The organism is Ichthyobacterium seriolicida (genome assembly GCF_002369955.1).
Classification (GTDB): domain Bacteria; phylum Bacteroidota; class Bacteroidia; order Flavobacteriales; family Ichthyobacteriaceae; genus Ichthyobacterium; species Ichthyobacterium seriolicida.
On the sequence record NZ_AP014564.1, the window covers coordinates 1,030,390 to 1,043,906 of the forward strand.

10 protein-coding genes and 1 pseudogene are annotated in these 13,517 nt (G+C 31.3%); 10 read left to right on the forward strand and 1 reads right to left on the reverse strand.

All coding sequences use genetic code 11. The annotated features are described in order from the left end of the window. Positions 1-406: 406 nt before the first annotated feature. The 8 genes from JBKA6_RS03825 to JBKA6_RS03860 all read left to right on the forward strand — a co-directional run bounded on the left by JBKA6_RS03825 (position 407) and on the right by JBKA6_RS03860 (position 10,990). Positions 407-1,930 carry a BspA family leucine-rich repeat surface protein gene (locus JBKA6_RS03825; protein WP_157776932.1) on the forward strand — a complete coding sequence of 508 codons (1,524 nt, stop codon included), beginning with the start codon at positions 407-409 and terminating at the stop codon, positions 1,928-1,930. A 60-nt stretch (positions 1,931-1,990) separates the two neighbouring features. Continuing rightward, positions 1,991-3,769: a BspA family leucine-rich repeat surface protein gene (locus JBKA6_RS07720; RefSeq protein WP_096686021.1), complete on the forward strand. Its 1,779-nt coding sequence runs from the start codon at positions 1,991-1,993 to the stop codon at positions 3,767-3,769. A gap of 58 nt (positions 3,770-3,827) precedes the next feature. Then, a complete protein-coding gene (locus tag JBKA6_RS03835; protein ID WP_096686023.1) occupies positions 3,828-5,633 on the forward strand; it encodes a BspA family leucine-rich repeat surface protein in 1,806 nt (601 codons plus the stop codon). Between the two features lie 39 nt (positions 5,634-5,672). Next, positions 5,673-6,332 (forward strand): DUF5018 domain-containing protein, encoded by a 660-nt coding sequence (locus JBKA6_RS03840; protein WP_096686025.1) that lies wholly within the window; start codon positions 5,673-5,675, stop codon positions 6,330-6,332. 327 nt (positions 6,333-6,659) lie between these two features. Beyond that, positions 6,660-7,478: a BspA family leucine-rich repeat surface protein gene (locus JBKA6_RS03845; protein WP_096686026.1), complete on the forward strand. Its 819-nt coding sequence runs from the start codon at positions 6,660-6,662 to the stop codon at positions 7,476-7,478. Positions 7,479-7,517: 39 nt separating this feature from the next. Further along, positions 7,518-9,281, forward strand: a complete 1,764-nt coding sequence (locus JBKA6_RS03850) for a BspA family leucine-rich repeat surface protein (protein ID WP_096686028.1) — start codon at positions 7,518-7,520, stop codon at positions 9,279-9,281. 33 nt (positions 9,282-9,314) lie between these two features. Further along, the gene (locus JBKA6_RS03855; protein WP_096686030.1) at positions 9,315-10,154 is read left to right on the forward strand and encodes a BspA family leucine-rich repeat surface protein; all 840 of its coding nucleotides are present in this window, start codon (positions 9,315-9,317) and stop codon (positions 10,152-10,154) included. Positions 10,155-10,273: 119 nt separating this feature from the next. Beyond that, positions 10,274-10,990 (forward strand): BspA family leucine-rich repeat surface protein, encoded by a 717-nt coding sequence (locus JBKA6_RS03860; RefSeq protein WP_157776933.1) that lies wholly within the window; start codon positions 10,274-10,276, stop codon positions 10,988-10,990. A 248-nt stretch (positions 10,991-11,238) separates the two neighbouring features. On the opposite strand, the pseudogene JBKA6_RS07520 reads toward JBKA6_RS03860, so the two are convergent. Then, positions 11,239-11,343 (reverse strand): annotated as a pseudogene (locus JBKA6_RS07520) (IS1595-like element ISIse1 family transposase); the annotation flags it as partial. Between the two features lie 238 nt (positions 11,344-11,581). On the opposite strand from JBKA6_RS07520, the gene JBKA6_RS03865 reads away from it, so the two are divergent. Together JBKA6_RS03865 and JBKA6_RS03870 are read left to right on the forward strand one after the other, a co-directional pair. Next, positions 11,582-12,430 carry a BspA family leucine-rich repeat surface protein gene (locus tag JBKA6_RS03865; RefSeq protein WP_157776934.1) on the forward strand — a complete coding sequence of 283 codons (849 nt, stop codon included), beginning with the start codon at positions 11,582-11,584 and terminating at the stop codon, positions 12,428-12,430. After that, positions 12,420-13,271 (forward strand): BspA family leucine-rich repeat surface protein, encoded by an 852-nt coding sequence (locus JBKA6_RS03870; RefSeq protein ID WP_096686036.1) that lies wholly within the window; start codon positions 12,420-12,422, stop codon positions 13,269-13,271. The genes JBKA6_RS03865 and JBKA6_RS03870 overlap by 11 nt, the downstream gene beginning before the upstream one ends. The last annotated feature ends 246 nt before the right edge of the window (positions 13,272-13,517 follow it).

Below are 13,517 nucleotides of genomic sequence, written 5' to 3' on the forward strand. Positions count from 1 at the left end.
GTTTACAAGGGTTTATTTCGGGAAATTATTACCCAGTAACGGTTGTTTATTTGTGAAATGAACAAGCTTGGGATAGTTACGCCTTGTCGTTAAAAAACCATGTAAAAACACTAAAAAAGAGCATTGTCATCCTAAAAAAAGGTGCAAAAAAAACGACAAAGAAGATGAGTTCTCTTCGATTAGTAAAAAAGTTAAGGAAAAAATATCACGTCTAATCTATTTTAATATGACTATGAATAATGCGGGTTAACCTAATACAGAATAACATAGAAATTTTAATGGACTTATATGACATAAGGTGTTTTTACTGATTGTTTATTTAGAATAAATAAATATACATATATTTGTTTTCGAATAGCATGTGCTATCAGAAATAGTTTTTTTAAAAAAGTTTATAATAGAAATTATGAAATTCAAAAGAATATCGTTGTTTTTACTATGTGCAGTTTTGTCGTTTAATTCTTGCATTAAAGAGGAGGTCGTTGGTGTGAAGAATGAGGAAGAGGGGAAAAGTGGAAATAAAATATTGTCATTCGAATTAAGAAATGTTCCTAGTAATGTAGATGTATCTACAGACATTAATCACGCGGATCCTTCTATTTCAATATCTATGAATGGTTTAATATCCTACTATGATTTAAAAAGCATATCACCTTCTATAAGTGTTTCTAAAGGGGCTAAGATAAGTTATGATAAATTGAAGGATTTTACAGATACTGATAACCCCATAACATACACTGTGATATCTGAGAGTGGCGAATCGAGGAATTATAAAGTAAAATTCACTTATGAGTTAAAGAAATTTATTTCAAGATGGGAAGGTAGTAATACTATAAAATTGCCTATATACAAGGGGGGTGATTATGATTTCGTCGTAGATTGGGGAGATGGTTCAAAAAAACAAAAAATCACTTCTTATAAAGAGGTGAAGCACAGATATAAGGATTCTAAAGAAAAGACTATTACTATCACAGGAAAAATAGAAGGGTTCAATTTTGGTAAAGTTAAAATCAGCCAACATATCGAAACTAGTGAAAATCACATAATAAGTATAGATGATTGGGGAGATTTGAAATTATTAAATAGTATAGAGCGTGAAAACCCAGGAAATAATCCTTTTCTTGGAGGAAAGGGTGGAGTTTTCCAAGGATGTGGAAAATTAATAAGTCTACCTTCAACCCCTCCTGATTTGGAAAAAGTTACTGATATGACCAATATGTTTAAAGATACATATTCTTTTAATCAGGATCTTAATAACTGGGATGTATCAAAAGTCACTAATATGACGTCTGTATTCACGTCAGCTGTATCTTTTAATGGGAATATCAGTAAGTGGAATGTAAAAAATGTTACTAATATGTCAAAGATGTTTAGCAACGCTCGTGCTTTTAATCAAAATATAGGGGATTGGGATGTAAGTAGTGTCACTAATATGGAGGGTATGTTTGGGTATACTAAAGTTTTTAATCAGAGTTTAAATAAATGGAAAGTAGATAACGTCACTAATATGAAATCTATGTTTAGTAGCGCTATAGCTTTTAATCAGGATTTAAATGGTTGGAACGTAGGGAATGTCACTAATATGTCGAGTATGTTTTCTGGTGGTTACGGTATGACTGTTGCTTTTAATGGGGATATTAGTGGCTGGGATGTGTTAAAAGTTACTGATATGTCTTATATGTTTGAAAGGGCTTCAAGTTTTAATCGTGATATTAGTAACTGGGATGTAAGGAGTGTAACTAATATGAGTAGAATGTTTTTTTCTAGTTGGACTGAAGATCCTATTCCTTTTAATAGAGATATTAGTGGCTGGGATGTGTCAAAAGTTACTGATTGTATTGGTTTTTCTACAAACACATCAAATTTTGAAAATAATAATAAACCTTCCTTCTCTAATTGTAACTCTGAATTAGTATATAAAAGAATATAAATCTTCCTAGAAAGATTTTAATGATGACTTTCAACTTATGTATTTTTTAATTTTCATATCATGAAAAAAAAGATTTTATTATTCTGTTTATTTTCTTTTCAAGCAGCTTTATTTACTCGTTGTGTAAAAAATGAAAAAGTAGAAGACGTATTGTCAAATATTATATCTATTTCTTCTTTAAAATTTGACTCTGCCGAGAATGAAGGCTTGGTAGAAGAAGATGTAAGTGTTAATTTTGATCCCAACGACTCTACTAAAATATCTGTCATTTTACCCTATAAAAAAAGAGAATTAATAACAAAGTTAGTTCCTAAAATAGAATTTTCAGGGAAGAGGATAGATCCAGACCCTAGCACGATTAATGATTTTTCGTCCCCTGTATCTTTTAAAATCACTTCTGAAAAGGGAGACTCTAAAACCTATACAGTAACGGTCTCTACATTAGAAGCTAGTTCTGAAAATAAAATATTGTCTTTTAGTCTTGATATACTTGCCAGTTTAGGTTTATCAACTAGTATTGACCATGATAATTCACAAATAGTTATATCATCTTCAACAGAAAAGGTATTTTCTTACTATGAATTAGAAAAAATAAAAAACATAGTACCGTCAATAGAAATTTCAGAATTGGCTTCTATATCCGATAATTCTAAAGTTATAGACCTTTTGAGTATTTCTGCAGAACCTACAGAGTATGTGGTGACGTCTGAAAGTAGAGAACTTAGAACATATAGATTAATAGGTGATTATAAGTTAAAAGAGTTTGTGTCGAAATGGAATCCAATAACCACATATATAAGTTATAGCGAAAATAAAGATGTAAAGTTACCTATATACGAAGGGGGTGATTATGATTTTACGGTAGATTGGGGAGATGGCACAGAAAAACAAATAGTTACTTCTCATGATAGTCCTGGTGCTACACATAGATATGCAACAGGAGGAGAAAAAACAGTAACCATTACTGGAAAAATAGAGGGCTTTAACTTCAAAAAGGTTACTGATAGTAAAGAACAAATAATAGAAATTTCATCTTGGGGAGATTTGAAATTTGGTAATGCGGGAGGTTATTTAAAAGATTGTGAAAAATTGAGTTCATTACCTTCGGAATGTCCAGATTTAGAGGGAGTGACTGATCTATCTGAGACGTTTTATGGAGCTAGAGTCTTCAATGATGATATAAGTAATTGGAACGTTTCTAAGGTAGAAAATATGTCTGGTATGTTTCGTAACGCTTTAGCTTTTGATAAAGAATTAAATGCTTGGGATGTTTCTAGTGTTACTAATATGTCAGAGATGTTTAAAGGTGCTGATGCTTTTAATCAAAATATAGGGGATTGGGATGTAAGTAGTGTCACTAATATGGAGAGTATGTTTGGAGGTACTAAAGTTTTTAATCAGGGTTTAAATAAATGGAAAGTAGATAATGTCACTAATATGGAATCTATGTTTAGTAGCGCTAAATCTTTCAATCAGGATTTAAATGATTGGAAGGTAGAGAATGTCACTAATATGTCGAGTATGTTTTCTGGTGGTTACAATATCACTGTCGCTTTTAATGGTGATATAAGTAATTGGAACGTTTCTAAGGTAGAAAATATGTCTAATATGTTTGAAAGGGCTTCAAGTTTTAATCGTGATATTAGTAACTGGGATGTAAGTAGTGTAACTAATATGTATAGAATGTTTTCTTCTGGCTGGACTGGAGCTTCTATTCCTTTTAATCAAGACATTAGTGGCTGGGATGTGAGAAAAGTTACTAATTGCAATGGTTTTTCTAAAAACACATCAAATTTTACAAATAATAAACCTTCTTTCTCTAATTGTAACTCTAATTAAAATATTAGAAAGATTTTAATGATGACTTTCAACTTATGTATTTTTTAATTTTCATATCATGAAAAAAAAGATTTTATTGTTCTGTTTATTTTCCTTTCAAGCTGCTTTATTTACTGGTTGTATAAAAAATGAAAAAGTAGAAGACGTATTGTCAAATATTATATCTATTTCTTCTTTAAAATTTGACTCTGCCGAGAATGAAGGCTCGGTAGAAGAAGATGTAAGTGTTAATTTTGATCCCAACGACTCTACTAAAATATCTGTCATTTTACCCTATAAGAAGAGAGAATTAATAACAAAATTAGTTCCTAAAATAGAATTTTCAGGAAAGGCAATAGATCCAGACCCTAGCACGATTAATGATTTTTCGTCCCCTGTATCTTTTAAAATCACTTCTGAAAAGGGAGACTCTAAAACCTATACAGTAACGGTCTCTACATTAGAAGCGAGTTCTGAAAATAAAATATTGTCTTTTAGTCTTGACATACTTGCCAGTTTAGGTTTATCAACTAGTATTAACCATGATAATTCACAAATAGTTATATCGTCTTCAACAGAAAAGGTATTTTCTTACTATGAATTAGAAAAAATAGAAAACATAGTACCGTCAATAGAAATTTCAGAATTGGCTTCTATATCTGATGATTCTGAAGTTATAGACCTTTTGAGTATTTCTGCAGAACCTACAGAGTATGTAGTGACATCTGAAAGTGGAGAACTTAGAACATATACATTAATACGTGATTATAAGTTAAAAGAGTTTGTATCAAAATGGAATCCAATAATCACACCTATATATGGAAATGGCCAAAATAAAGATGTAAAGTTACCTATATACGAAGGGGGTGATTATGATTTCGTCGTAGATTGGGGAGATGGCACAGAAAAACAAATAGTTACTTCTCATGATAGTCCTAGTGCTACACATAGATATTCAACAGGAGGAGAAAAAACAGTAATTATTACTGGAAAAGTAGAGGGCTTTAACTTCAGTAAGGTTACTGATAGCAAAGAACAAATAATAGAAATTTCATCTTGGGGAGATTTGAGATTTGGTAATGAGGGGGGCTATTTTAAAGATTGTGAAAAATTGAGTTCATTACCTTCGGAAGCTCCATATTTAGAGGGAGTGACTGATCTATCTGAGATGTTTTATGGAGCTATAGTCTTCAATGGTGATATAAGTAATTGGAACGTTTCTAAGGTAGAAAATATGTCTGGTATGTTTCGTAACGCTTTAGCTTTTGATAAAGAATTAAATGCTTGGGATGTTTCTAGTGTTACTAATATGTCAGAGATGTTTAAAGGTGCTGATGCTTTTAATCAAAATATAGGGGATTGGGATGTAAGTAGTGTCACTAATATGGAGAGTATGTTTGGAGGCACTAAAGTTTTTAATCAGGATTTAAATGATTGGAATGTATCTAGTGTTACCAATATGTCAAGTATGTTTGAAACAGCTGAATCTTTTAATAAGGATCTCAATAAATGGAACGTAGGGAATGTCACTAATATGTCGAGTATGTTTTCTGGTGGTTACAATATCACTGTCGCTTTTAACGGTAATATTGGTGAATGGAATGTGTCAAAAGTTACTGATATGTCTAATATGTTTGAAAGGGCTTCAAGTTTTAATCGTAATATTAGTAACTGGAATGTTTCTAATGTTGAAGACATGTCAAAGATGTTTTCTTCTGGCTGGACTGGAAATCCTATTCCTTTTAATCAAAACGTTAGTGGCTGGAATGTGTCAAAAGTTACTGATTGTACTGATTTTTCTAAAAGAACATCAAATTTTGAAGATACAAATAAACCTTCTTTTAGTTGTACAATTGGACGATCTTATTCTTATCGAAGATCTTAATGATGACTTTTAACTTATGTATTTTTTAATTTTCATATCATGAAAACAAAGATTTTATTGTTCTGTTTATTTTCTTTTCAAGCAGCTTTATTTACTCGTTGTGTAAAAAATGAAAAAGTAGAAGAGGTATTGTCAAATATTATATCTATTTCTTCTTTAAAATTTGACTCTGCCGAGAATGAAGGCTTGACAGAAGAAGATGTAAGTATTAGTTTTGATCCTAACGACTCTACTAAAATATCTGTTATTTTACCCTATAAGAAGAGAGAATTAATAACAAAATTAGTTCCTAAAATAGAATTTTCAGGAAAGACGATAGATCCAGACCCTAGCACGATTAATGATTTTTCGTCCCCTGTATCTTTTAAAATCACTTCTGAAAAGGGAGACTCTAAAACCTATACAGTAACGGTCTCTACATTAGAAGCGAGTTCTGAAAATAAAATATTGTCTTTTAGTCTTGACATACTTGCCAGTTTAGGTTTATCAACTAGTATTAACCATGATAATTCACAAATAGTTATATCGTCTTCAACAGAAAAGGTATTTTCTTACTATGAATTAGAAAAAATAGAAAACATAGTACCGTCAATAGAAATTTCAGAATTGGCTTCTATATCCGAAAATCCTGAAAGGATAGACCTTTTGAGTATTTCTGCAGAACCTACAGAGTATGTAGTGACATCTGAAAGTGGATAATCTAGAACATATACATTAATAGGTGATTATAAGTTAAAAGAGTTTGTATCGAAATGGAATCCAATAATCACATATATAGGTGGAAGAAGTGAAAATAAAGATGTAAAATTACCTATATACGAGGGGGGTGATTATGATTTTACGGTAGATTGGGGAGATGGCACAGAAAAAGAAAGAGTTACTTCTCATGATAGTGCTGGTGCTACACATAAATATTCAACAGAAGGAGAAAAAACAGTAACTATTACTGGAAAAGTAGAGGGCTTTAACTTCAGTAAGGTTACTGATAGCAAAGAACAAATAATAGAAATTTCATCTTGGGGAGATTTGAGATTTGGTAATGAGGGGGGCTATTTTAAAGATTGTCAAAAATTGAGTTTATTACCTTCGGAAGGTCCAGATTTAGAGGGAGTGACTAATCTATCTGAGATGTTTAATGGCGCTACAGTTTTCAACGGTGATATAAGTAATTGGAATGTTTCTAGTGTTACTAATATGTCACAGATGTTTTATGGAGCTAGAGTCTTTGATTGTGTTATAAGTAGTTGGAACGTTTCTAGTGTTACTAATATGTCAGAGATGTTTAGGTATGCTAAGGTTTTCAATCAAGAATTAAATAACTGGGATGTTTCTAATGTTATTAATATGTCAGGTATGTTTAAAGATGCTGACGCTTTCAATAAAAACATAAATGGATGGAACGTATCTAGTGTTACCGATATGTCAAGTATGTTTGATAGAGCTAAATCTTTTAATCAGGATTTAAATGGTTGGAAGGTAGGGAATGTCACTAATATGTCGAGTATGTTTTCTGGTGGTTACGGTATCACTGTCGCTTTTAATGGTGATATTAGCAATTGGGATGTCTCTAAGGTTACTGATATGTCTAATATGTTTGAATGGGCTTCAAGTTTTAATCGTGATATTAGTAGCTGGAATGTTTCTAGTGTTACTAGTATGTCAAAGATGTTTTCTTCTGGCTCGACTGGAAATTCTATTCCTTTTAATCAAAACATTAGTGGCTGGAATGTGTCAAAAGTTACTAATTGTACTGATTTTTCTAAAAGAACATCAAATTTTAAGAGTACAAATAAACCTCCTTTTAGTTGTACAATTGAACGATCTTATTCTTATCGAAGATCTTAATGATGACTTTTAACTTATGTATTTTTTAATTTTCATATCATGAAAACAAAGATTTTATTGTTCTGTTTATTTTCTTTTCAAGCAGCGTTATTTACTCGTTGTGTAAAAAATGAAAAAGTAGAAGACGTATTGTCAAATATTATATCTATTTCTTCTTTAAAATTTGACTCTGCCGAGAATGAAGGCTTGACAGAAGAAGATGTAAGTATTAGTTTTGATCCTAATGACTCTACTAAAATATCTGTCATTTTACCCTATAAGAAGAGAGAATTAATAACAAAATTAGTTCCTAAAATAGAATTTTCAGGAAAGACGATAGATCCAGACCCTAGCACGATTAATGATTTTTCGTCCCCTGTATCTTTTAAAATCACTTCTGAAAAGGGAGACTCTAAAACCTATACAGTAAGGGTCTCTACATTAGAAGCGAGTTCTGAAAATAAAATATTGTCTTTTAGTCTTGACATACTTGCCAGTTTAGGTTTATCAACTAGTATTAACCATGATAATTCACAAATAGTTATATCGTCTTCAACAGAAAAGGTATTTTCTTACTATGAATTAGAAAAAATAAAAAACATAGTGCCGCAAATAGGAATTTCAAAATTTGCTTCTATATCCGAAAATCCTGAAAGGATAGATCTTTTGAGTATTTCTGCAGAACCTACAGAGTATGTAGTGACATCTGAAAGTGGAGAACCTAGAACATATACATTAATAGGTGATTATAAGTTAAAAGAGTTTGTATCGAAATGGAATCCAATAATCACATACATAGGTGGGAATAGCGAAAATAAAGATGTAAAGTTACCTATATACGAAGGGGGTGATTATGATTTCGTCGTAGATTGGGGAGATGGCACAGAAAAACAAATAGTTACTTCTCATGATAGTCCTGGTGCTGCACATAAATATGTAACAGAAGGAGAAAAAACAGTAACTATTACTGGAAAAATAGAGGGATTTAACTTCGGAAAGGTTACTGATAGTAAAGAACAAATAATAGAAATTTCATCTTGGGGAGATTTAAGATTTGGTAATGCGGGAGGTTATTTAAAAGATTGTGAAAAATTAAGTTCATTACCTTTGGAAGGTCCAGATTTAGAGGGAGTAACTGATCTATCTGAGATGTTTTATGGAGCTAGAGTCTTCAATGGTGATATAAGTAATTGGAACGTTTCTAAGGTAGAAAATATGTCTGGTATGTTTCGTAACGCTTTAGCTTTTGATAAAGAATTAAATGCTTGGGATGTTTCTAGTGTTACTAATATGTCAGAGATGTTTAAAGGTGCTGATGCTTTTAATCAAAATATAGGGGATTGGGATGTAAGTAGTGTCACTAATATGGAGAGTATGTTTGGAGGTACTAAAGTTTTTAATCAGGATTTAAATGATTGGAATGTATCTAGTGTTACCAATATGTCAAGTATGTTTGAAACAGCTGAATCTTTTAATAAGGATCTCAATAAATGGAACGTAGGGAATGTCACTAATATGTCGAGTATGTTTTCTGGTGGTTACGGTATCACTGTCGCTTTTAATGGGGATATTGGTGAATGGAATGTGTCAAAAGTTACTGATATGTCTTATATGTTTAGTAGGGCTTCAAGTTTTAATCGTAATATTAGTAACTGGGACGTATCTAAAGTTACTGATATGTCAAGGATGTTTGACGCTGGTTATTCTGGCTCTATTCCTTTTAATCAAGACATTAGTGGCTGGAGTGTAGAAAAAGTTACCAATTGCTATAATTTTACTAGATCAACAGGGTTTAAAAAGCCTTCTTTTAGTAAAGGGTGCTGATCTCTGTAATTTTACTAACTCAACTTTAAAAAAATGAAATATAATGAAACGTTGTCATTTGCTTTTTTGTGCTCGGTTGTATTGTTTAATTCTTGCATTAAAAATACTAGTAGTGTAGATAATGATGTGAAAAAGACCAAGCCAATTAATTTTATATCAAAATGGAAAATAGGCGAAGAAATAGATGAAAAGAAAACAATAGTATTGCCTATATACAATGGCGGTGATTACGATTTTTATGTAGACTGGGGAGATGGAACAGAAAAACAACACATCAATTCAGATAATCTAAATAGTAAATCACACGCATATAAAGCTCCTGGTGAATACTATATAACCATTACAGGAAAAATTAAAGGGTTTAATTTCGGATTGGTTGACGAAAGTAAATCTAAAGTAATTGAAATTTTAGATTGGGGAAATTTAAACTTTGGGCGTAATGAAAATGGAGCATATTTTAAATATTGTATGAATCTGACAACTATACCGTCCTTTCCCCCTGATTTGGAAGGAATCACCAATATGAAAGAAATGTTTAAGTTATGTTCTAAATTTAATGGAGATGTGAGTAACTGGGATGTGTCTAAAGTTACTGATATGTCCTATATGTTTTCAGGGTGCCGTAGCTTTACTGGTAAAGGACTAAAAACTTGGGACGTGTCTAATGTTACTAATATGCAATTTATGTTCAGTTTAGCAACGAATTTAACTGAAGATCTGAGCGGATGGAATGTAAATAAAGTTAATACTTGTGGTAATTTCATTGATACAGCAAAAACTAGAATTCCCAAAATATTTCCTAGGTGTACAGAGGTGCCATATTTAGATTTTTCATCCCTGTCACCAAAAACAGTAGAGCACAGTGAAAAATAGGTATTTGATATTAATATTTCTAATTACAGAAATATTAGGATACTAGTAGTATTAAGCATAATAATTTCATATCAAAATGGAAAATAAGTGAGGGAAAAAATGAAAATAATACTGTTATATTGCCCTTATATCCTGGCAGTGATTACGATTTTTATGTAGATTGGGGAGATGGAACAGAAAAGCAATGTATTACATCAGATAATCTTAAACACAGATCTCACGAATACAAAGTTATTGGAGAATACTGTATAATCATTACAGGTAAAATTATCGGTTTTAATTTTACTTTAGCCGAAAGTTTGGATGAAGGGACTAGTACATCCAAAATAATAGAAATTTTAGATTGGGGCGATTTGGAGTTAGGTTATGGCAATAATTTAGGATCTCATTTTAAGTATTGTTCAAATTTAACAACTCTTCCATCTTCTGCTCCTAATTTGATTGAGCTTACCAATATGAAGGAGATGTTTTTTTTATGTACTAAACTTGATGCTGATCTAGGTAACTGGGACGTATCTAAGGTCACTAACATGGAGAGTATGTTTGAAGGTTGCGAAAGTTTTGTAGGCAGAGGTTTAAAAAATTGGGATGTATCTAATGTAAATAATATGACAACAATGTTCAGCATGGTTTGGGCAATGGGTGAAGATTTAAGCCGATGGAATGTGAGTAATGTAGCAAATCATCGTGGGTTTTATTTAAAGCATTCTCCTAACGGAGTTTTTTCTTCTTCTACAGAAGCAAATAAATCAATGGGTAATTTTAAGGCTCCTGACTTCAGCAAGTCTAAAGTTCCTACTGCTGGGGCAACTAGAACTAGAACTAGGATGAATTAAGAATTTATGTTTTAATTTTTAAGATATATTCTAATGAAAGCAAAAGTTTTAGGTTAAAAGTATTGTTTTATTGATTATTTCTAAGGAATTATACATCTAACTCAGTTTATAAACAATTTATTTTTATTCCTCATTTTTGAGGAATATCTAAAATGATCTAGATTTGGTTAACCCCCTTTAAAATTAACACCTAATATCAAATATTGAAATATAACCATGAATAATCTGGGTTAAATACGTCAATTTACTAGTTTTTTAGCTTCAATACGTAGGCAAAATAATCGTAAAATACACCTGAATTCTGCCTCAGAAATTCTCAAGCGAATTATATACTCATTTTTCATAGATAACATAAGGTTTTACACGCATGTAAATTTACCCTAAGTTGTTTTGAACCTTTTTTTTAAAAAATAAATTATTCAATGATATCTATTAACCTAGCACAGAATAACATAGAAATTTTAATGGACTTATATGACATAAGGTGTTTTTATTGATTATTTATTTAGAATAAATAAATATATATATATTTGTTTCCGAATAGCATGTGTCGTCAGAAGTAGTTTTAAAAAAAAGTTTATGATAGAAATTATGAAACTCAAAAGATTATCATTGTTTTTACTATGTGCAGTTTTGTCGTTTAATTCTTGCATTAAACATAATAAGAGTAGTACAGATACTAGTAGTGTAGATAATGATGTGAAAAAGACCAAGCCAATTAATTTTATATCAAAATGGAAAATAGGCGAAGAAATAGATGAAGACAAAACAATTGTATTGCCTATATACAATGGCGGTGATTATGATTTTCATGTAGACTGGGGAGATGGAACAGAAAAACAACACATTAATTCAGATAATCTGAATAGTAAATCACACACATATAAAGCTCCTGGGGAATACTCTATAACCATTACAGGAAAAATTAAAGGGTTTAATTTCGGATTGGTTGATAAAAGTAGATCTAAAATAATTGAAATTTTAGATTGGGGAAATTTAAACTTTGGGCATAATGAAAATGGAGCATATTTTAAAAATTGTAGGAATCTGACAACTATACCGTCCCTTCCCCCTGATTTGGAAGGTATCACCAATATGAAAGACATGTTTAATTTATGTTTTAAACTTAATGGAGATGTGAGTAACTGGGACGTGTCTAAGGTTACTGATATGTCCAGTATGTTTTTCGGGTGCAATAGTTTTACTGGAAAAGGACTAAAAACTTGGGACGTATCTAATGTTACTAACGTACGATCTATGTTCAGTTTAGCAATAAGTGTAACTGAAGATCTGAGCGGATGGAATGTAAATAAAGTTAACGCTTGCGGTGATTTCGTTACAACAAAAATTAAAATTCCCCAAAGATTTCCTAGGTGTACAGAGTTACCATATTTAGATCCTTCGTTACTGCTACCAAAACAGTTGAAAAATGGAGAATAGGTATTTGGTATTAATATTTCTAATTACAGAAATATTCTGTTCTTGCTCTAGAGATACTAGTAATATTAAGCCTAATAGTTTCATATCAAAATGGAAAATAAGTGAAGGGAAAAATGAAAGTAATACTGTTATACTGCCCTTATATCCTGGCGGTGATTACGATTTTCATGTAGACTGGGGAGATGGAACAGAAAAGCAACGTATTACTTCAGATAATCTTAAATACAGGTCCCACGAATACAAAGTTGTTGGGGAATACTGTATAACCATTACAGGTAAAATTATCGGTTTTAATTTTACTTTAGCCGAAAGTTTGGATGAAGGGACTAGTACATCCAAAATAATAGAAATTTTAGATTGGGGCGATTTGGAGTTAGGTTATGGCAATAATTTAGGATCTCATTTTAAGTATTGTTCAAATTTAACAACTCTTCCATCTTCTGCTCCTAATTTGATTGAGCTTACCAATATGAAGGAGATGTTTTTTTTGTGTACTAAACTTGATGCTGATCTAGGTAATTGGGACGTATCTAAGGTCACTAACATGGAGAGTATGTTTGAAGGTTGCGAAAGTTTTGTAGGCAGAGGTTTAAAAAATTGGGATGTATCTAATGTAAATAATATGACAACAATGTTCAGCATGGTTTGGGCAATGGGTGAAGATTTAAGCCGATGGAATGTGAGTAATGTAGCAAATCATCGTGGGTTTTATTTAAAGCATTCTCCTAACGGAGTTTTTTCTTCTTCTACAGAAGCAAATAAATCAATGGGTAATTTTAAAGCTCCTGACTTCAGTAAGTCTAAAGTTCCTACTACTGGGGCAACTAGAACTAAGAACTAGGATGAATTAAGAATTTATGTTTTAATTTCTAAGATATGTTTTAATGAAAGCAAAAGTTTTAGGTTCAAGACAACTTAACCTGGATTATTCATAGTCATATGAATTTTTCAGGTTAAAAATATTGTTTTATTGATTATTTCTAAGGAATTATGCATCTAACTCAGTTTATAAACAATTTATTTTTATTCCTCATTTTTGGGGAATATCTAAAGTGATCTAGATTTGCTTAACCCCCCTTTAAAATTA

What these genes read in the sequence shown, in the direction of transcription:
- JBKA6_RS03825 (WP_157776932.1), top strand. Translation starts at nt 407, where the DNA reads ATGAAATTCAAAAGAATATCGTTGTTTTTACTATGTGCAGTTTTGTCG.
- JBKA6_RS03850 (WP_096686028.1), top strand. Translation starts at nt 7,518, where the DNA reads ATGAAAACAAAGATTTTATTGTTCTGTTTATTTTCTTTTCAAGCAGCG.
- JBKA6_RS03865 (WP_157776934.1), top strand. Translation starts at nt 11,582, where the DNA reads ATGAAACTCAAAAGATTATCATTGTTTTTACTATGTGCAGTTTTGTCG.
- JBKA6_RS03835 (WP_096686023.1), top strand. Translation starts at nt 3,828, where the DNA reads ATGAAAAAAAAGATTTTATTGTTCTGTTTATTTTCCTTTCAAGCTGCT.
- JBKA6_RS03855 (WP_096686030.1), top strand. Translation starts at nt 9,315, where the DNA reads ATGAAATATAATGAAACGTTGTCATTTGCTTTTTTGTGCTCGGTTGTA.
- JBKA6_RS03840 (WP_096686025.1), top strand. Translation starts at nt 5,673, where the DNA reads ATGAAAACAAAGATTTTATTGTTCTGTTTATTTTCTTTTCAAGCAGCT.
- JBKA6_RS07720 (WP_096686021.1), top strand. Translation starts at nt 1,991, where the DNA reads ATGAAAAAAAAGATTTTATTATTCTGTTTATTTTCTTTTCAAGCAGCT.
- JBKA6_RS03870 (WP_096686036.1), top strand. Translation starts at nt 12,420, where the DNA reads ATGGAGAATAGGTATTTGGTATTAATATTTCTAATTACAGAAATATTC.